We start from the raw sequence: 18,071 nt of genomic DNA, 5'->3' as shown, positions 1-18,071 counted from the left end.
TCACTCGGTTTCCGCGGGGGCCGGGGCGGCGGCCCCGGCCAGGTGCACGGTGCGGCCGCGGACGACGGTGCGCAGGCAGGTGGGCAGCGGGTGGCCCGGGGTGAGGTCCGGCAGGCCGGGGGTGCCGGAGCGCGGGTCGGTGGACCAGCCGGCCACCCGGTCGTCCGGGGCCTGGACGACCAGGTCGGTCGCGGCCCAGATCGCGTAGCTGGCGACCGCGCCGGGGACGAGGACGCCGTCCTGGTCGCGGCCGACCGCCCGCCAGCCGCCGCGGGTGTGGGCGGTGAACGCGGCCCGGACCGAGATCCGGTGCTCGGGGGTGCGGTGGAAGGCGGCGGCCCGGACGGTGCCCCAGGGGTCGAGCGGGCTGACCGGGGCGTCCGAGCCGAAGGCCAGCGGGACACCGGAGCGCAGCAGCGCGGCGAACGGGTTGAGCGCGGCGGCCCGCTCGGCGCCCAGACGACGGGCGTACATGCCGTCCGGACCGCCCCAGGCGGCGTCGAAGGCGGGCTGCACGGAGGCGGTGAGGCCGAGTTCGGCGAAGGCGGCGACAGTCTTGTCGTCGAGGGCCTCGGCGTGCTCGACCCGGTGGCGCAGCGCCCGGACCCGGTCGGCGCCGATCCGGTCGCCGGCCGCCCGGACGCCCTCCAGCACGGCGGCGACCGCGGCGTCCCCGATGGCGTGGAAGCCGGCCTGGAGGCCGGCCTCGGTGCAGGCCGTGACGTGGTCGGCGATCTGGGCGGCGGTGAGGTAGGAGGTGCCGGTGTGCGCGGCGTCGGCGTAGTCGTGGTGCAGGCAGGCGGTGTGCGAGCCGAGCGCGCCGTCGACGAAGAGGTCGCCGCCGGCGCCGACGGCGCCGAGCCGGCGGGCGGTGTCGACGCCGCCGCGCTCGGCGAGCTCGCCCCAGTAGCCGAACACCTCGGGGCCGTCGCCCTCGGCGGCCAGCTCGAGCAGGGCGGTGAGGTCCTGCTCGGAGGAGATCTCGGGGCCGGCGCACTCGTGCAGGGCGCCGATGCCGAGTTCGGCGGCGCGGGCGAGGGCGGCGCGCTGGGCGTGGCGGCGCTGGGCGGGGGTGAGCCGGGCCAGCGCGGTCGCGCGGACGGCGTGGTGGGCGTCGCGGGTGAGCGGGCCGTCGGGGTGGAAGCCGGGCCGGTCGGCGAGGCCGTCGGTGAGGGCGCGCAGCGCGGTGGTGGCGAGCCCGGAGTGCACGTCGGTGCGGGAGAGGTAGACGGCGGCGCCGCCGGCGGCGGCGTCCAGCTCGGCGAGGGTCGGCGGGCGGCCCTCGGGCCAGCCGGTCTCGTCCCAGCCGTGGCCGATGAGGACGCCGCCGGGCTGCTCGCGGGCGGTGAAGGCGGTGACGGCGGCCAGGGCGGCGGCCAGCGAGGGGGTTCCGGTGAGGTCGAGGCCGGTGAGCGCGAGGCCGGTGGCGGTGGCGTGCGCGTGGGCGTCGACGAAGGCCGGGGTGACCAGGGCGCCGTCGAGTTCGACGATCTCGTCGGCGGTCCGCGCGTAGGCCTCGGCGGCGCCGTCGCTGCCGACCCAGGCGACGTGCTCGCCCTCGACGAGCATGGCGGTGGCGAAGGGGTCGGCGGGGCTGTAGACGGCGCCGCCGCGCAGCAGGACGGTCCGGGAGTTGCGTTCGGTCATGGGCCAAGTCTGCACCCCCCGGAGGGCCGGTCAGAGCCTCGGGGGGCGGGCCTCGTAGGGGGTGGACAGGACGACGGTGGTGCGGGTGGAGACGCCGGCGGCGCTGCGGATGCGTGCCAGCAGGTCCTCCAGGTCGCCGGGGGCGCCGACGCGGACCTTGAGGATGTAGTTCTCCTCGCCGGCGACGCTGTGGCAGGCCTCGATCTCGGGCAGGTCGGCCAGTCTCTCGGGTGTGTCGTCGGGGGCGCTGGGGTCGAAGGGTTTGACCGAGATGAACGCGGTGAGCGCGAGGTCGACGGCGTCGGGGTCGATGATCGCGGTGTAGCCGCGGATCACTCCGCGCTGTTCGAGGCGGCGCACCCGCTGGTGCACCGCCGAGGTGGACAGGCCGGTGGCCTTGCCCAGGTCCGTGTAGCTCATCCGGCCGTCCTGGAGGAGCAGTCGGACGATGCGTTGATCGAGATCCTCCACAAGGCGCAAACCTACCCTCTCGGGGGCGCGCGGATCGCCGCGGCGGGGGGCGCGGACGGCGTCGGGCCGGGGGCGCACGCGGGACCGGCAGGGGGGCGCGGAGACGCGTCCGGCGCGCCCCGGGGTGCCGTACGGGCACATGCCGGACGAATGTGGCGAAGGACACACCCGGTGCATCACAGTGCGCCGAACTGCAGGGTTATGAGTCCGCGTCGGCGGGAAGTGCTGGTTGTGGCCCCGGGCGACCACGCCGGGCCCGATCCGAGGGGGATCACCATGCGCGTTACCGACCAGCGCCCGACGGGCGCGGACGACGCCCACGATACGACCGACCGCGAGGACCTCGCGGTCCCCTACGACGCCGCGCCGGGGGTGGATCCGGGCGAGGCCGAGCCGTGGGAGACCGTCCGGGTCGACTGCCCGTCCTGCCGGCGTCCGATCGCCCTGGTGGGCGACGAGGAGCGGCTGCCGCAGCACGCCGTGCTGCCCCGGGCCTGGCACCCCTTCTCCCCCACCCTGTGCCCGGGCTCGGGCACCCCGACGGACGACCTGGCCGAGGTGGAGTGCGCCGAGGAGGCCGACTCGGCCGGCCTGGCCGCGCTGCTCGCGCTGCCGGGCGAGCACGACTGGCGCACCCAGCCGTTCTCGCACGCGCTGGTGCACCGCCCGGTCCGCTCGGGCTCCGTCCCGGCCATCCCCGAGCAGCGCAGCCGGTTCTCCCGGCGCTGAGCGCCGGCCGCGCGCCAGGGCATCGCGCGTCGGCCCCGACGATCGGCGGCACGGCCCCCGGTCCCGCTCCGTACCCAGGAGCGGCACCGGGGGCCGTTCGCGTGCCGCCCGCCGGGCGCCCCAGGGGGCGGCGGCGGGCCGGGCGGCGGTCAGCCCTTGGTGAGGTGGCGGCCGATCACCAGGCGCTGGATCTGGTTGGTGCCCTCGACGATCTGCAGCACCTTGGCCTCGCGCATGTAGCGCTCGGCCGGGAAGTCCTGGGTGTAGCCGTAGCCGCCGAGCACCTGGACGGCGTCGGTGGTCACCCGCATCGCGGCGTCGGTGCAGAACAGCTTCGCCATCGCCGCCTCCTTGGAGAACGCCTGGCCGGCGTCGCGGCGGCGGGCGGCGGACAGGTAGAGCGCGCGGCCGGCCTCGATCTGGGTGGCCATGTCGGCGAGCATGAAGGACAGGCCCTGGAAGTCGGCGATCGGCCGGCCGAACTGGTGGCGGCCGCGCGCGTAGTCGACGGCGGTGTCGAGCGCGGCCTGGGCGACGCCGATCGCGCAGGCGGCGATGCCGAGCCGGCCGGAGTCCAGCGCGGCGAGCGCGATCTGGAAGCCCTGGCCCTCGCTGCCGATCAGCCGGTCCCGGGAGACCCGGGCACCGTCGAAGTGCAGCTGGGCGGTGGGCGAGGACTTCATGCCCATCTTGTGCTCCGGCGGGGCGGCCGACAGGCCGGGCTGGGTGCCGGGCACCAGCAGGCAGCTGATCCCCCGGGCGCCCTCCTCGCCGGTGCGCACCAGCGCGCTGTAGAAGTCGGCCTCGCCGCCGTGGGTGATCCAGGCCTTGGTGCCGCCGACGACGTACTCCTCGCCGTCCAGGTCGGCCCGGGTGCGCAGGGCGGCGGCGTCGGAGCCGGACTGCGGCTCGGACAGGCAGTAGGCGCCGAGCTGCTCGCCGGAGAGCATCCCGGGCAGCCAGCGGCCGCGCTGCTCGTCGGTGCCGAAGGTGGCGAGCGCGTGGCAGGAGAGGGTGTGCACGCTGACGCCCAGGCCGACGGCCAGCCAGCCGGACGCCAGCTCCTCCAGCACCTGGAGGTAGACCTCGTAGGGCTGCTCGCCGCCGCCGTACGCCTCGTCGTACGGGAGGGAGAGCAGACCGGCCTCGCCGAGCGTGCGGAAGACCTCGCGCGGGAAGCGGCCGGCGGCCTCGTCCTCCGCGGCGCGCGGCTTCAGCTCGCGCTGGACGAGGTCCCGGGTGAGGTTCAGGAGCTCGCGGGCCTCCTCGCTGGGCAGCTGGCGGTCCACGGACTTCGCGGGGGAGGTGGTCATGGCGGCTGGTCGCCTCCTCGGTCGTGCGCCGGGCCCCGGGGTGTGGTCGGGCCCGCGCGGGGTGTGGCAGCCTCGGCCGGGCGGCACCGGATTGCGGTGAACGGCCGTTCACAGGCATGGCGATGCGAGTATGCCTGATCGGGACGCCGCCGTCACGGGTAGCACTCGAACACTGTCCGGACCGGCGCGGAGTCCGCCGTAGGGTTGACGTTGTGGCTTCTTCCAAGACTTCCGCCGCCCCGGTAGTGGGGCCAGTGGGGCCGGGCGCCCGCCCGACCGCCCGGCCGGGCGCGCGGCCCGGCCCAGGCGGGCCGGTACGGACCCCGGCGGCCGCCGGCGCGTTGGCCGCCCTCGCCGCCGAACTGCGGGCGCTGCCGCCGTCCTGCGGCCCGGTGCGCCTGGTCGCGGTGGACGGCCACGCGGGCTCGGGCAAGACGACCTTCGCCGCCCGGCTGGCGGCCGCGCTCGGCGGCGCCCCCGTGGTGCACCTGGACGACCTGGCGACGCACGCCGAGCCGTTCGGCTGGACCGGGCGGCTGCGCGACCAGGTGCTGGAGCCGCTGGCGGCGGGCCGGGACGCGGAGTACGAGGTGTACGACTGGACGCTGCGCCGGTTCGCCGGGACGGCGGCGGTGCCGCTCGCGCCGGTGGTCCTGGTCGAGGGGGTCGGCGCCGGGCGGCGCGCGGTGCGGCCGGAGCTGGCCCGCCTGGTGTGGATGGAACTGGACGCGGCGGCGGCCCGGCGGCGGGGCGAGGAGCGGGACGGTCCCGCGCTGGCGGAGTTCTGGGCCGGCTGGGCACTGGCCGAATCGGCACATTTCGCCGCGGACCCGAGCCGCCCGCACGCCGGGACCCTGGTCGACGGGGTGACCGGACGGATCGCGCCGGGCACCGTCGGTGAACCTTCAACAATGACCTTGACCTGCGACGTCACCAGGAAATAGGTTCTCTCTCGTTCGCGGAATTGTTGATTCCGCAACTTCGGACCCGGCATCCCCGGCTTGTTCCCCCGTGAGCCGGGGGTGCCGTCCGACTCCCCCACCCCGGGGCCGGCCACCCCTCAACGGCCGCCCGCCCGATCGCTTTTGACATCGTGCGACACCCTTCCGGATCAGCGCCGCGCCGGTACGATTCCAGGCAGGCGCAGATGCGCCCCGGGGGCGGACGACCACCGGCGGGTCCGCACACCGCCGCACCGGTCGGGCCCCGAGCCACATCGCGGGGGGCGTTGAGTGGAGAGTTCCAACAGCAACACCGCGGGCGGACCGGCTCCGAACCGGCTCGCCGACCGGGCCTGGCTGCGTGCCATGGACGCCTACACGGCCGGGGCGTACACCCGGGCCGAGGAGGAGTTCCGCGCCGCCGTCCGGCTCGACCCCGGCATGGCCGACGCCTGGCTCGGCCTGCACGCGCTGCGCAGTGACACCTCCGGCGCGCTGCTCGCGATGCACCGGCACCGGGAGCGGTTCGGCGAGCAGCGCCGACGGCACGGACGCCCGCTCAGTTCCTGGTACTGGCTGGGCTGGTGGGTGCAGCCGGTGCTGGAGACCGCCCGGGACCTCGCCCTCGCGCACGCCTCGCACTGGCTGGACGGCCGCCACCTCACCGAGCTGGACCACGCCCTGGAGCAGTGCCCGGCCCCCGCCGAGGACCCGTCCGCGCGTTTCCTGCACGCCTGCCGCTCCTACCTCCTCAAGGACTGGGAGCAACTGATCCGGGACACCGACCGGCTGCTCGACGATCCGCTGCTCGGCATCGAGGCCGGGCTGTTCGCCGGTATGGCCCGGGTCCGGCTGGACATGTGCGCGCAGGCCCAGCCGCCGCTCGCCGCCTCGCTGGCCCGCTGCCGCTCCGAGCAGCCGCAGCGCAAGGAGCTGCGGTACTGGCTGGCCCGCGCCTACGAGGGCGCCGGGCGCAGCGCGGCCGCGCTGCCGCTGTACCGGGCCGTGCACCGGGCCGACCCGGCGTTCATGGACACCGCCGCCCGGCTGGCGGCGATCTCGGCGGAGGACGGCCTCGCGGACGCCCTGCTGGACGGCGCCGGGATCGGCGGCCGGGACGCGGGGCGCGGGGCGGAGGACGACGCGATCGACGCGGCGCTGCTGGACGCGGCGGTCCTGGAGCAGGCGGGTTTCGAGGCGCTCGGGGCCGGATCGGAGTTCGGGGCGGGCGCGGAGTTCGGGGCGGGTACGGAGTTCGGGGCGGGTACGGAGTTCGGAGCCGAGCAGGCGGCGGAGTTCGGCGCGGGCGCGGAGTTCGGGGCGGAGCAGGCGGCGACGGAGTCCGGGGCCGAGTTCGGCGCGGAGTTCGCCACCGAACAGGCGTCGGCCCTCGCGGGCGCCGAGCCGTCGGGCGCGGAGCTGCCGACCGGAGCCGGTGCGTTCGGCGGGCCCGGCGGCGCGGACCCCTTCGGGAACCCGGGCCCGGGCGGTCCGGCCGGGACCGACGACGAGGCGGAGGACGGCCACCCGACCGTGCCGACCCCGGCCGGACCGGGCAGCACCAGCGGTACCGGCGGAACCGGGAACAGGCCCGGTGGCGGGGCGGGCGCACCGCCACCGCTGGTGACCAACGGACGCGCCGGCTCGACCGCCCCGCAGCCTGCCGCCGCCTCCCCCGCCGCCCCCGCGGCGGCGCGCGCCGAAACCGCTCCGGCCCACGTGGCGAGCATCAGTTCGACCCCTGAACACGAGGACCACCGCGCCGAGTTGGACGCCGCGCTGGCCGAACTCTCCCGGATGGTCGGCCTGGAGCCGGTCAAGCGGCAGGTGCGGGCGCTCTCGGCGCAGCTGCGGATGGCCCGGCTGCGCGCCGAGCAGGGCCTGCCGGTCCAGCCGCCCAAGCGCCACTTCGTCTTCTCCGGGCCGTCCGGCACCGGCAAGACCACCGTCGCCCGGATCCTCGGCCGGGTCTTCCACGCCCTCGGCCTGCTCTCCGGGGACCATCTGGTGGAGGCTCAACGAGCCGACCTGGTCGGTGAGTTCCTCGGCCAGACGGCGGTGAAGGCGAACGAGCTGATCGACTCCGCACTGGACGGCGTGCTCTTCATCGACGAGGCCTACAGTCTCTCCAACTCCGGTTACAGCAAGGGCGACGCGTACGGCGACGAGGCACTGCAGGTGCTGCTCAAGCGGGCCGAGGACAACCGGGACCGGCTGGTGGTGATCCTGGCCGGCTACCCGGAGGGCATGAACCGGCTGCTGGCCACCAACCCCGGGCTCAACTCCCGCTTCACCAGCCGGGTCGACTTCCCGAGCTACCGCCCCGGCGAGCTGACCGCGATCGGCGCGGCGCTCGCCGGGCAGGACGGCGACGGCTGGGACGAGGACGCGGCCGAGGAACTGGCCTCGATCTGCACCCATGTGGTCCGCGAGGGCTGGATCGACGAGCTCGGCAACGGCCGCTTCATCCGCACCCTGTACGAGAAGTCCTGCGCCTACCGGGACCTGCGGCTCAGCCTGCTGCGCGAGCCGCCCGGCCGGGAGGACCTCGCCACGCTGCGACTGCCGGACCTGGTGCAGGCGTACGGCGAACTGATCGACGGCCGGGGCTGAGGCGGGGCCGGCGCCGGACCGACCCGCTCGGCCCCGCCCGGCCCGGCCCCGCCCTGCCCCCGCGTCGGGCGCGGGCGCGGGGCGTCAGCCGGCCAGCGCCGCGGCCTCCAGCTCCGGGTCCAGGCCGAGGGTCGGCCGGTCCGGGCGCTGCGGCGCCACGCCGCCGATCGATTGCAGCCACGCCCAGGTGTCGGCGACCGTCTCCGCCACCGGCCGGCAGCGCAGCCCGGCGGCCAGCGCCTTGCTCACGTCCGCGCCGTGCACGGTGTCGTACAGCTCGCCCGGCGGGACCCAGAACGGCAGCTGGACCCACGGCGCGATGCCGGCCCGGGCGATCGCCCCGGGCTCCGTCCAGCGCAGCTCGGGCTCGGCGCCGGTGGCCTTCGCGCAGGCCTCCAGCAGTTCGCCCATGGTGGTGTGCCCGCGCGGGCCGACCAGGTCGAAGGGGCCGCCGAGGCCGGCCTCGACCGCGTCGAGGGTCCATGCCGCGAGGTCGCGGACGTCGATGAACTGCACCGCGAGGTCGCGCGGACCGGGGGCGAGCACCGGGCCGCCGCGGGCGATCCGGTCGAGCCACCAGGGCAGGCGGCCGATGTTCTCGTACGGTCCGACGATCAGCCCGGCCCGGATCAGCAGCGCCCGGTCGCCGAAGGCGTCCAGCGCCGCCAGCTCGCCGCCGCGCTTGGACTCGGCGTAGGGCATCTCGCCGTCGTCCGGCGAGCCCTCGACCAGCGGAGCGCTCTCGTCCGCGCCGGCCGCCGTCGGGTACGCGTACACCGACCGGCTGGACACGTACGCGTAGCGGCCGACCCGGCCGGCCAGCAGGCGGGCGCTGTCGCGCACCACCGACGGGGCGGCGGACCAGGTGTCCACCACCGCGTCCCACTCCCCCGCGGCCAGGGCCGCGAGCCCGCCCTCGGCCGTCCGGTCCCCGTGCAGCACCCGGGCCCCCTCCGGCGCGGCGTGCGTACCCCGGTGGAAGACCGTCACCTCCCAGCCCCGCTCCAGTGCCGCCTCCGCGACGGCCCGCCCCACGAATTCCGTCCCACCCAGCAGGAGAAGTCTCATGCCGACCACCCTGCCCGGCGACGATCGGCAGGGGAACCGTCCCACGCTCAGAGCGGAATCGCCGAGAGCGAAGGGGCCCCGGGAACCCCGGGCGGAACCGGGGTTCCCGGGGCCTCCCGGGGTGTCCTTGCCGTGGCGCGGGCCGCGCGCACGGCCGACGCCGCCTACGCCGCCGACGTCGGCGCGGCTCACGGGGCGTACGCGGCTTACGCGGCTTACGCGGCCGAGCGGTGGTCCGGGTCGTGCACCTCGCCGACCAGCTCCTCCAGCACGTCCTCCAGCATCACCACGCCGAGCGTCCGCCCGTCCTGGTCGAGCACGGCCGCGAGGTGGCAGGTGGCCCTGCGCATCGCTCCGAGCGCGTCGTCCAGCGGCAGGGTGCCCCGGAGCACGGTGATCGGCCGCCACAACCGGGCCGGGACGGGCACCGACGGGTCGTCGACCTCCAGGATGTCCTTGAGGTGCAGGTACCCCAGGTAGCCGTGGCCGGCCGGGTCGCCGTCGGTGACCGGGAAGCGCGAGAAGCCGGTGCGCAGCGCCAGCTCCTCGACCTGGGCGGCGGTCACCTTGGTGTCCACGGTGACCAGCTGCTCGGGGGTGAGCAGCACCTCGGTCAGCGGGCGGCGGCCCAGCTCGAGGGCGTCCTCCAGCCGCTCCTGTCGGTCCTTCGCCAGCAGTCCGGCGTCACCGGAGTCGGCGAGCAGGTAGATCAGCTGCTCGGTGGTGAAGACCGACTCGACCTCGTCCTTGCCCTCGACCTTGAACAGCCGCAGCACACCGTTGGCGAAGGCGTTGAGGAAGGCGATCACCGGGGCCAGCCAGCGGGCCAGCCGGTCCAGCGGCGGGCCGAGCCAGAGCGCGGCCTTCTCCGGGCCCGCCAGCGCCATGTTCTTGGGCACCATCTCGCCCATGACCATGTGCAGGTAGACCACGACGGCCAGCGCGATCCCGTACGAGAGCGGGTGCATCAGGCCGGTCGGGACGCCGAGCGCGTGGAACGGCCCCTCCAGCAGGTGGGCGATGGTCGGCTCGGCGAGCGCGCCCAGGCCCAGCGAGCAGACGGTGATGCCGAGTTGGGCGGCGGCGAGCATCGCGGAGACGTTGGACAGCGCGTGCAGCACGGTGCGGGCGCGCTTGTTGCCGGCCTCGGCGAGCGGTTCGATCTGGCTGCGCCGGACCGAGACCACGGCGAACTCGGCGCCGACGAAGAAGGCGTTGCCGAGCAGCAGCAGGAGTGCGACGGCGAGTTGGAGCACGGTCATCGGGTCCGGTCCTCGTCCTCGGTGCCGTCGTACGGGTGGTCGTGCCCGGAGGTGCGTTCCACCCGGACCCTGCTGGTCCGGTGCCGGTCCACGGCCTCGACGGTGAACCGCCAGCCGGGCAGTTCGGCCCGGTCGCCGGGAGCGGGCAGCCGGCCGAGCAGGTCGGTGACCAGTCCGGCCAGCGTCTCGTAGGGGCCCTCCGGGGCGTGCAGGCCGATGGCCTCCAGCTGGTCGAGCCGGGCCCGGCCGTCGGCCGCCCAGACGGGCTGTCCGTCGACCGGCGGCAACGGCAGCAGTTCGGGGCCGTCGGCCGGGTCGTGCTCGTCCTGCACCTCGCCGACGATCTCCTCGACGATGTCCTCGACGGTGACCACGCCGGCGGTGCCGCCGTACTCGTCGACTACGATGGCCATCGGCTGGAGGCGGCGCAGCTGGTCGAGCAGCCGCTCGGCGGGGAGGCTCTCGGGCACCAGCAGCGGCGGGACGGCGAGGTCGCCGACCCGGACGGTGCCGCGCCGGGCGGCGGGGACGGCCAGCGCGTCCTTGAGGGTGACGGTGCCGGTGACCTCGTCCAGGGTGTCGGTGTACACCGGGAAGCGGGACAGCCCGGTGGCCCGGGTGAGGTTGAGGACGTCGGCGGCGCTGGCGTCCCGCTGGAGCGCGGAGACGTCCACGCGGGGGGTCATCACGGACTCGGCGGTGAGGTCGCCGAGTCCGAGGGTCCGCACGAACAGGGTGGCCGACTCCTCGTCTATGGCGCCGGCCCGGGCGGAGTGCCGGGCGAGCGAGACCAGTTCGGCCGGGGTGCGGGCGTGGTCCAGCTCCTCCTGCGGCTCGATGCCGAAGGCCCGCACGGTGCGGTCGGCCGAGCCGTTCAGGACCCGGATCAGCGGGCGGCAGGCCCGGGAGAACGCCATGTGCGGGGCGGCGACCGCGCGGGCCACCTGGAGCGGGCGGGAGATCGCCCAGTTCTTCGGGACCAGTTCGCCGATCACCATCTGGACGACGGTGGCGAGCAGCATGCCGATGACCACGGAGGCGCCGCGGGAGGCACCGTCGGGGAGGCCGACGGCACCGAACAGGGGCTTCAGCAGGGTCGACAGGGCGGGCTCGGCGAGCATGCCGACGACCAGCGAGGTGACGGTGATGCCGAGCTGGGCGCCGGAGAGTTCGAAGGAGAGGTGGCGCAGGGCGCGGGAGACCCGGCCGGCCTTGGCGTCCCCGGTTCCGGCGGCGCGCTCGACGGCGCCGCGCTCCACGGTCACGAAGGCGAACTCGGCGGCCACGAAGAGGCCGTTGGCGAGGATGAGCAGGAGGGCCGCGAGAAGCAGCAGCCAGGCCGTGATCACAGTGCCGCCTGCCGTCCGTCGGTCGGATGGTGGGCGGCGCAGGTACTACCGGACGGATCGTCCATGGACGGGGAGTGTCACTCCTCAGGTCGATTTCGGGCAGGGCAATGCCTTTGCCCCGCTTTGCCAGCGTAGACCATACCCGTGCGACCGTAGGATTCACGTTCGGGCGCGGCCGGGCGTCGGATTCCGGTCACCGGGCGCCGGGTAGCGGGCGCCCGGTAGCGGGTGCGGGATGGCGGCGCCGGGCGGGTGTGCCGGTGGGCGTGCCGGTGGGTGTCGTCGGTCGGGCCGTTCGGTCGAGGCCGTTCGGTCCGGGGGGTTGGGCGGGCGTCAGCCGCCGTGGCGCGCGACCAGGTCGCGCAGGGCGCGGGCGTCGGCGATCGCCTGGTTCCGGCCCACACCGGGCTGGATGCCGACGGCGGCCAGCGAGGTGCCGTCGGCGAGGTCGAGGGTGGCCCACGGGTCGCCCTGGCGGAAGTTCACTCCGACGATCTCCGCCCAGGCCAGTCGGCGGCGGCGGACGAAGTTGACCACGGTCACGCCCTCGGCGTCGGCGCTGACCCGCGGCCGCGCCAGCATCAGGCCGACGGAGGCGAACAGCACACCGCTGACCATCATCATGATCCGGTCGTTGAGCTGCCAGTTGGCCGGAAGAGCGACCGCGATCACGGCGAACAGCACGACCAGCACGACGCAGACCGGCAGCAGCACGGCGCGGGTGCGGCGCGGGGCCCAGGTGACGGGGAACTCGGCGGGGGTGGACACGAGGGGCTCCGGGGTGGTTCGAGGGTCGGACGGTCGGTCGGGCGGGCGGGCGAGTGAGCGGTCGGGCGGGCCGGCGGGCGAGCGGGCGAGCCGTCGGGCGGTCGGCGAACGGGAGTCGGCCAACGGAAACGGGGTGGGGCGCCGACGGCGGCCCCACCCCATTCAACCGGTGCTTATGCCGGCACCGCTCAGAGGCGGCAGGCGTGGATGTTGGTGACCAGGATCGCCCGGGCGCCGATGCCCCACAGATCGTCCATGATCTGCTGGGCCTCCTTGCGGAGCACCATGGAGCGGACGGCCACCCAGCCCTCGGTGTGCAGCGGCGAGACGGTCGGCGACTCCAGGCCCGGGGTCAGGGCGACGGCGGCGCCGACCTGCTCGGCGCGGATGTCGTAGTCCATCAGCACGTAGCGGCGGGCCACCAGCACGCCCTGCAGCCGGCGCAGGAACTGGTCGACGCGCGGGTCCTCGCCGGCGCCCTTGGGGCGGATCACCACGGAGTCGGAGATCAGGATCGGCTCGCCGAACACCTCCAGGCCCGCGTTGCGCAGGCTGGTGCCGGTCTCCACCACGTCCGCGATCACATCGGCGACGCCCAGCTGCACCGCGGTCTCCACCGCGCCGTCCAGCTTGGTGACGGTCGCCTTCACACCCCGGTCGGCCAGGTGCTGCTCCACCAGGCCGGTGTAGGAGGTGGCGATCCGCAGACCCTCCAGGTCCGAGACGTCCTCGACGGCCGCGCCGACCGGGCGGGCGAAGCGGAAGGTCGAGCCGGCGAAGCCGAGCGCGAGCACCTCCTCGGCGTTGGAGTGCGAGTCCAGCAGCAGGTCGCGGCCGGTGATGCCGACGTCCAGGCGGCCGGAGCCGACGTAGACGGCGATGTCGCGCGGGCGCAGGAAGAAGAACTCGACCTGGTTGCCCGGGTCGACCAGCACCAGTTCCTTGGAGTCCTTGCGCTGCCGGTAGCCGGCCTCATGGAGCATCTCCGCCGCGGGACCCGAGAGCGAACCCTTGTTGGGCACGGCGATGCGCAGCATGGAGGTCAGTTCCTTACTCGTTCGGTGTGGGTGGGGTTTCCGGGGCCGGGACGGTCCGGGATCGGAGGTCCGTCGGTCCGGAGATCCGTCGCCTGGGAGGTCGTCGGTCCGGAGGTCCGTCGGTCTAGAGGTACTTGTAGACGTCGTCGAGCGTCAGCCCGCGGGCGACCATCATCACCTGAAGGTGGTAGAGGAGCTGCGAGATCTCCTCGGCGGTCTGCTCGTCGGACTGGAACTCGGCGGCCATCCAGACCTCGGCGGCCTCCTCGACGACCTTCTTGCCGATCGCATGGACGCCCTGCTGGACGAGCTGCGCGGTACGGGAGGACGAGGGGTCGCCGGTGGCGGCCTTCTGCTGGAGCTCGGTGAAGAGCTCCTCGAATGTCTTCGAAGCCATGATGGGACTCACCATACGGCGTGCGGGCTGACGGGCGGTAAACGGTTCCGGACCGTGGACAGTCCGGTGGACGTCCACGGTCCGGGGTGTGCTCCGGCCGGTCGGGTCAGAGCGAGCGCAGCGCGACGGCCGTGGCGACGGCCGCGGTGACCGCCTCGTGGCCCTTGTCCTCGCTGGAGCCGGGCAGGCCCGCGCGGTCCACGGCCTGCTGCTCGTTGTCGCAGGTCAGCACACCGAAACCGACCGGCACGCCGGTGTCGACGGAAACCTGGGTGAGGCCCGCGGTGGCGGCCTGGCAGACGTAGTCGAAGTGCGGGGTGCCGCCCCGGATGACCACGCCGAGGGCGATCACTGCGTCGTAGCCGCGGTCGGCGAGGCGCTTGGCGGCCACCGGCAGCTCGAAGGTGCCGGGGACGCGCAGGACGGTCGGCTCGGCGACGCCCAGCTCCTTGAGGGCGCGGTGGGCGCCGTCGAGCAGGCCGTTCATCACCTGATCGTGCCACTGGGCGGCGATCACGGCGACCTTGAGGTCGGCGGCGTTGTCGATGGTCAGCTCGGGGGCTCCGTGGCCGCTCATGTGCGGTGCCTTTCGGTGGTTCGGGGTTCGGGGTTCGGGGTGCAGGGTTCGGGGTGCGCGGTGTGTCGGGGTGTACGGGGTGCGCGGTGTGCGAGGTCCGGGTGTGCGAGGCCCGGGTGCGGGTCAGCCGTCGAGGCCGGGCAGGTCGTGGCCCATCCGGTCGCGCTTGGTCCGCAGGTAGCGCGCGTTGTGCTCGCCGGCCGGGATCTCGACCGGCTCGCGGCCCTTGACCTTGAGCCCGTGCTCGGTGAGCGCGGTGAGCTTGTCCGGGTTGTTGGTCAGCAGGGTCAGCGAGCGGACGCCGAGGTCGCCGAGCATCTGGGCGCCGATGCTGTAGTCGCGGGCGTCCGCGGGCAGGCCGAGGTCGAGGTTCGCGTCCACGGTGTCCCGGCCGCGCTCCTGGAGCTCGTAGGCGCGCAGCTTGTGCGCCAGGCCGATGCCCCGGCCCTCGTGGCCGCGCAGGTAGAGCACCACGCCCCGGCCGGCCTCGGCGACCCGCCGCAGCGAGGCCTGGAGCTGGGGGCCGCAGTCGCAGCGCAGCGAGCCGAGCACATCACCGGTCAGGCACTCGGAGTGGACCCGGACCAGCACGTCCTCGCCGTCGGGGAGCCGGCCGTCCTCGGCCAGTCCACCGGCGACCAGCGCGATGTGCTCGACACCGTCGAGGGTGCCCCGGTAGCCGACGGCGGTGAACTCGCCGTACGCGGTCGGCAGGGAGGTGACGGCGGCGCGGTCGACGTGCAGTTCGGTGCGGCGGCGGTAGGCGATGAGGTCCTCGATGGAGATGATCGCCAGGTTGTGCTCACGGGCGAAGGCCACCAGTTCGGGCAGCCGGGCCATGGTGCCGTCGTCGTTGACCACCTCGGCGATCGCGCCCGCCGGCGGCAGACCGGCCAGCCGGGCCAGGTCGACCGCGGCCTCGGTGTGGCCGGGCCGGACCAGCACACCGCCCTCGACCGCGCGCAGCGGGAAGACGTGCCCCGGCCGGGCGAGGTCGCCGGACCCGGTGCCGGGCGAGGCGAGCAGGCGCACGGTGCGGGCCCGGTCGGCGGCCGAGATGCCGGTGTCGACGCCCTCCCTGGCGTCCACCGAGACGGCGTAGGCGGTCCCCTTGCGGTCCTCGTTGACCTGGGTCATCGGCGGGAGCTTGAGCCGGTCCAGTTCGGCGCCGGTCATCGGGGCGCAGATGACGCCGGAGCTGTAGCGGACGGTGAAGGCCATCAGCTCGGGGGTGGCGGCGGAGGCGGCGAAGACGATGTCGCCCTCGTTCTCGCGGTCCTCGTCGTCCACGACGATCACGGCGCGGCCGAGCGCGATGTCGGCGACGGCCCGCTCGACCGGGTCGAGGACGAACTCGCCGACCGGGGTCGCGACGGGGCCTCCGGGCGGGATCGCGACGGGGTTCTCTGCCGGACGCGGGGCGGGGTTCTCGGTCATGCGGAGGCTCCCTGGAGGACGGGGTCGGTCACGGAGTGTGCGGTGCGGCCGCGGAGCCACCAGGCGCGCAGGCCGAGCAGGACCAGGACGAAGTACACGGAGTAGGTGAAGCCGGAGAAGACCAGGCCGTTGTTGAAGGCGAGCGGCACGCCGACCAGGTCGACGGCGATCCAGGCGAACCAGAACTCGACCCAGCCGCGGGCCTGGGCGACCATCGCGGCCAGGGTGCCGACGAAGATGTAGGCGTCCGGCCAGGCGTCCCAGGACAGTTGCGGGACGGCGGTGAAGAGCGTGCCGACCGCCAGGGTGCCGAGCGCGGTGCCGCCGATCAGTACGGCGCGCTCGCGGCCGGTGGCGAAGCGGACGGCGATGTCGCCGTTGCCGCCACCGTCGCCCCGCGCGGCGCGCTGCCATCGGGTCCAGCCCCACACGGCGGCCGTGATCACGACTATCTGCTTGCCGACGCCTCCGCTGAGATGGGCGCTCCAGTAGGCGCCGACCAGGACCAGGCCGGAGAGCAGTTGGACCGGCCAGGTCAGCCGGGAGCGCTGCCAGCCGAGGGCCAGGGCGGCGAGGCCGAGCAGGTTGCCGATGATGTCGGAGCGGTAGACGTCCTGGCCGAGCAGGTGAACGGTGCCGTTGAGCCAGTTCACCGCTGCTCCCCCGGGGTGTCGTCGGCCGGGTCCGCCGAGTTCGTCGCGTTCGTCGCGTTCGTCCCATTCGTCGCGTCCACGGCGTTGGCCGCGTGGGGTGCGTCGACTCCGGGCAGGGGCGGGAGGGTGCGGGCCTCCAGCAGCCGCTCGACGTACTTGGCGAGGACGTCGACCTCCAGGTTGACGCTCTCGCCGACGGCCCTGGTGCCGAGGGTGGTCAGCGCGAGGGTGGCCGGGATGAGGCTGACGGTGAAGCTGTCGCGGGCGGCCTCGACCACGGTGAGGCTGACGCCGTCGACGGTGATCGAGCCCTTCTCCACCAGGTAGCGCGAGACGGAGTCGGGCAGCGAGAACCGCAGCACCTCCCAGCGGAGCTCGCCGGCCGCGTCGCGTTCCCCCGGTTCGCGACTCAACAGCCGCCCGGTGGCGTCGACATGACCCTGCACCAGATGCCCTCCGAGTCGGGCTCCGAGCGCCATCGCGCGCTCCAGGTTGACCCGCCCGCCGGGCTTCAACTCGCCCAGGCTGGAACGGTGGAGCGTCTCGGCCATCACATCGGCACTGAACTCACCAGTGCCGAGAGCGAGTTCCTCGGGGGTGTCGACGACGGTCAGGCAGACGCCGTTGACCGCGATGGAGTCGCCGTGCCGCGCGCCCTCGCAGACCACCGGGCCGCGCAGACGGATACGCGAGGATTCGCCGATCTCCTCGATCGACACGACCTCGCCGAGCTCTTCGATGATGCCGGTGAACACCCGGGTTCTCCTCGCGCTTGGGGCGCGGACTCCGGGGTGTGGCACGGGAGAGGGACACGGACACGTGTGGGCACGGGGGTACGCGGGCCGCCGGACGACAACGGGACCCGTTGCCGGGCTGCCGCCGAACCGGGCGCCGGAACGAGGAGATCCCCGTTCGTCGCCGCACACCGCCTCCCGAGGTCCACCGGGGGACCACGGGCCCTGCTCACTCGTCCGCCGCGCACGCCTCCCATCCGGACTTTAACCGTCGGTCCAGGAATTTCACCTGGTCAACCGGCCGCTGGCTGCGGACGGGTCGCGGACTGTAACCGCCGGTTCGGATTTTCACCGACCCCGGAGTGCGCTGAACGTCACTGCTACTTCTGCCGTCATTCTGCCATGATCCGCGCGGAGCAAGGGAGAGGTGTCCACTGTGGCCTCTTTCACTCGGCCCCGGGGAATGGCGGCACGGGGTTGCCGGAGCGCCGCTGTCGCCGTCGCCGTCGGGCGGGGCGGGGTGGGGCGCTGCGGGGGTGGTCGGGGTGGAGCGGGGTTGTCGGTGGCGCATTCGACGACCTGGCCACGGGAGTCCGGAACTGTCCGGCGGGGGCGCCTCGGGGCGTCGTCCGGGACGTCGTCCCGCGAGCACCGGGGCATCGGCTGGCGCATGCCGCGGCGTCGACCGGGTGTCCGGTGGCGGCCCGGGGTGCGTCGGGCGCAGGCTGGTGGTACCGGGGCGGCGACACCCGCCGTCGCGGGCGACCGCGGGAGGTGCGGGAGCTATGGCCAAGTTCATGGACGTCCACCACGGGATGGCCGGCATCACCGAGGAGCAGTTGCGAATGGCTCACCAGGCGGACCTGGCGATCCAGGCCGAGGAGGGCGTGACCTTCGAGCAGGCCTGGGCCGATCCGGAGTCGGGCCACGTCTACTGCCTGTCCGAGGCTCCGTCGAAGGAGGCCGTGCAGCGGATCCACGAGCGCACCGGGCATCCGGCGGCCGAGGTGCACCCCGTTCCGCTGATCGTCTGACCGCTCGGCTGTACAGCTGGCCAATTGCCGGTTGGCCGCTT

The 18,071-nt window shown here is 74.5% G+C and carries 17 protein-coding genes and 1 riboswitch; of the genes, 4 read left to right on the top strand and 13 right to left on the bottom strand.

Features of this window, described 5'->3' with window-relative positions:
• Together BLU95_RS32595 and BLU95_RS32590 are read right to left on the bottom strand one after the other, a co-directional pair.
• Complete coding sequence (locus BLU95_RS32595; RefSeq protein WP_093863134.1) at positions 1 to 1,647, bottom strand: amidohydrolase; 1,647 nt, start codon at positions 1,645 to 1,647, stop codon at positions 1 to 3.
• 30 nt (positions 1,648 to 1,677) lie between these two features.
• Complete coding sequence (locus tag BLU95_RS32590; RefSeq protein ID WP_030396362.1) at positions 1,678 to 2,118, bottom strand: Lrp/AsnC family transcriptional regulator; 441 nt, start codon at positions 2,116 to 2,118, stop codon at positions 1,678 to 1,680.
• Between the two features lie 276 nt (positions 2,119 to 2,394).
• On the opposite strand from BLU95_RS32590, the gene BLU95_RS32585 reads away from it, so the two are divergent.
• A complete protein-coding gene (locus BLU95_RS32585) occupies positions 2,395 to 2,847 on the top strand; it encodes a hypothetical protein (RefSeq protein WP_159425077.1) in 453 nt (150 codons plus the stop codon).
• A gap of 149 nt (positions 2,848 to 2,996) precedes the next feature.
• Here the strand turns inward: BLU95_RS32585 and BLU95_RS32580 are convergent, their stop codons facing one another.
• Positions 2,997 to 4,160, bottom strand: a complete 1,164-nt coding sequence (locus tag BLU95_RS32580; RefSeq protein WP_093863132.1) for an acyl-CoA dehydrogenase family protein — start codon at positions 4,158 to 4,160, stop codon at positions 2,997 to 2,999.
• Positions 4,161 to 4,501: 341 nt separating this feature from the next.
• Between BLU95_RS32580 and BLU95_RS32575 the strand changes: the two genes are divergently transcribed.
• Positions 4,502 to 5,104, top strand: coding sequence for a uridine kinase family protein (locus BLU95_RS32575; RefSeq protein ID WP_093863131.1), 603 nt, complete (start codon positions 4,502 to 4,504; stop codon positions 5,102 to 5,104).
• 363 nt (positions 5,105 to 5,467) lie between these two features.
• A complete protein-coding gene (locus tag BLU95_RS44550; RefSeq protein ID WP_231978896.1) occupies positions 5,468 to 7,714 on the top strand; it encodes an AAA family ATPase in 2,247 nt (748 codons plus the stop codon).
• 84 nt (positions 7,715 to 7,798) lie between these two features.
• On the opposite strand, the gene BLU95_RS32560 is transcribed toward BLU95_RS44550, so the two are convergent.
• The 10 genes from BLU95_RS32560 to BLU95_RS32515 all read right to left on the bottom strand — a co-directional run bounded on the left by BLU95_RS32560 (position 7,799) and on the right by BLU95_RS32515 (position 17,017).
• The gene (locus BLU95_RS32560; protein WP_093863130.1) at positions 7,799 to 8,782 is read right to left on the bottom strand and encodes an NAD-dependent epimerase/dehydratase family protein; all 984 of its coding nucleotides are present in this window, start codon (positions 8,780 to 8,782) and stop codon (positions 7,799 to 7,801) included.
• Positions 8,783 to 8,997: 215 nt separating this feature from the next.
• A complete protein-coding gene (locus BLU95_RS32555; protein ID WP_093863129.1) occupies positions 8,998 to 10,044 on the bottom strand; it encodes a hemolysin family protein in 1,047 nt (348 codons plus the stop codon).
• Complete coding sequence (locus BLU95_RS32550; RefSeq protein WP_093863128.1) at positions 10,041 to 11,393, bottom strand: hemolysin family protein; 1,353 nt, start codon at positions 11,391 to 11,393, stop codon at positions 10,041 to 10,043. Before BLU95_RS32550 ends, BLU95_RS32555 begins: the two co-directional genes overlap by 4 nt.
• A gap of 333 nt (positions 11,394 to 11,726) precedes the next feature.
• The gene (locus BLU95_RS32545) at positions 11,727 to 12,161 is read right to left on the bottom strand and encodes a PH domain-containing protein (RefSeq protein ID WP_231977941.1); all 435 of its coding nucleotides are present in this window, start codon (positions 12,159 to 12,161) and stop codon (positions 11,727 to 11,729) included.
• A gap of 188 nt (positions 12,162 to 12,349) precedes the next feature.
• Positions 12,350 to 13,198: an ATP phosphoribosyltransferase gene (gene hisG, locus BLU95_RS32540; RefSeq protein WP_093863126.1), complete on the bottom strand. Its 849-nt coding sequence runs from the start codon at positions 13,196 to 13,198 to the stop codon at positions 12,350 to 12,352.
• Between the two features lie 124 nt (positions 13,199 to 13,322).
• Positions 13,323 to 13,595: a phosphoribosyl-ATP diphosphatase gene (locus tag BLU95_RS32535; protein ID WP_030306151.1), complete on the bottom strand. Its 273-nt coding sequence runs from the start codon at positions 13,593 to 13,595 to the stop codon at positions 13,323 to 13,325.
• Between the two features lie 106 nt (positions 13,596 to 13,701).
• Positions 13,702 to 14,172 carry a 6,7-dimethyl-8-ribityllumazine synthase gene (gene ribH, locus BLU95_RS32530; RefSeq protein WP_093863125.1) on the bottom strand — a complete coding sequence of 157 codons (471 nt, stop codon included), beginning with the start codon at positions 14,170 to 14,172 and terminating at the stop codon, positions 13,702 to 13,704.
• A 123-nt stretch (positions 14,173 to 14,295) separates the two neighbouring features.
• Positions 14,296 to 15,609 (bottom strand): bifunctional 3,4-dihydroxy-2-butanone-4-phosphate synthase/GTP cyclohydrolase II, encoded by a 1,314-nt coding sequence (locus BLU95_RS32525; protein ID WP_093863124.1) that lies wholly within the window; start codon positions 15,607 to 15,609, stop codon positions 14,296 to 14,298.
• Complete coding sequence (locus BLU95_RS32520; protein WP_093863123.1) at positions 15,606 to 16,262, bottom strand: nicotinamide mononucleotide transporter family protein; 657 nt, start codon at positions 16,260 to 16,262, stop codon at positions 15,606 to 15,608. The genes BLU95_RS32525 and BLU95_RS32520 overlap by 4 nt, the downstream gene beginning before the upstream one ends.
• Positions 16,259 to 17,017: a riboflavin synthase gene (locus tag BLU95_RS32515; RefSeq protein WP_093863122.1), complete on the bottom strand. Its 759-nt coding sequence runs from the start codon at positions 17,015 to 17,017 to the stop codon at positions 16,259 to 16,261. The genes BLU95_RS32520 and BLU95_RS32515 overlap by 4 nt, the downstream gene beginning before the upstream one ends.
• A 220-nt stretch (positions 17,018 to 17,237) precedes the next feature.
• Positions 17,238 to 17,365: riboswitch (FMN riboswitch) on the bottom strand.
• A gap of 416 nt (positions 17,366 to 17,781) precedes the next feature.
• Here BLU95_RS32515 and BLU95_RS32510 point away from each other — a divergent pair.
• Positions 17,782 to 18,030, top strand: coding sequence for an SCO4226 family nickel-binding protein (locus tag BLU95_RS32510; protein ID WP_093863121.1), 249 nt, complete (start codon positions 17,782 to 17,784; stop codon positions 18,028 to 18,030).
• The last annotated feature ends 41 nt before the right edge of the window (positions 18,031 to 18,071 follow it).

The sequence above is a fragment of the Streptomyces sp. TLI_053 genome (genome assembly GCF_900105395.1).
Classification (GTDB): domain Bacteria; phylum Actinomycetota; class Actinomycetes; order Streptomycetales; family Streptomycetaceae; genus Kitasatospora.
This window is presented reverse-complemented; position numbering and strand designations above follow the sequence as displayed.

Coding starts and splice junctions, on each gene's coding strand:
- BLU95_RS32555 (WP_093863129.1), bottom strand. CDS start 10,044: ATGACCGTGCTCCAACTCGCCGTCGCACTCCTGCTGCTGCTCGGCAAC.
- BLU95_RS44550 (WP_231978896.1), top strand. CDS start 5,468: ATGGACGCCTACACGGCCGGGGCGTACACCCGGGCCGAGGAGGAGTTC.
- BLU95_RS32585 (WP_159425077.1), top strand. CDS start 2,395: ATGCGCGTTACCGACCAGCGCCCGACGGGCGCGGACGACGCCCACGAT.
- BLU95_RS32560 (WP_093863130.1), bottom strand. CDS start 8,782: ATGAGACTTCTCCTGCTGGGTGGGACGGAATTCGTGGGGCGGGCCGTC.
- hisG (WP_093863126.1), bottom strand. CDS start 13,198: ATGCTGCGCATCGCCGTGCCCAACAAGGGTTCGCTCTCGGGTCCCGCG.
- BLU95_RS32525 (WP_093863124.1), bottom strand. CDS start 15,609: ATGACCGAGAACCCCGCCCCGCGTCCGGCAGAGAACCCCGTCGCGATC.
- BLU95_RS32595 (WP_093863134.1), bottom strand. CDS start 1,647: ATGACCGAACGCAACTCCCGGACCGTCCTGCTGCGCGGCGGCGCCGTC.
- BLU95_RS32580 (WP_093863132.1), bottom strand. CDS start 4,160: ATGACCACCTCCCCCGCGAAGTCCGTGGACCGCCAGCTGCCCAGCGAG.
- BLU95_RS32510 (WP_093863121.1), top strand. CDS start 17,782: ATGGCCAAGTTCATGGACGTCCACCACGGGATGGCCGGCATCACCGAG.
- ribH (WP_093863125.1), bottom strand. CDS start 14,172: ATGAGCGGCCACGGAGCCCCCGAGCTGACCATCGACAACGCCGCCGAC.
- BLU95_RS32535 (WP_030306151.1), bottom strand. CDS start 13,595: ATGGCTTCGAAGACATTCGAGGAGCTCTTCACCGAGCTCCAGCAGAAG.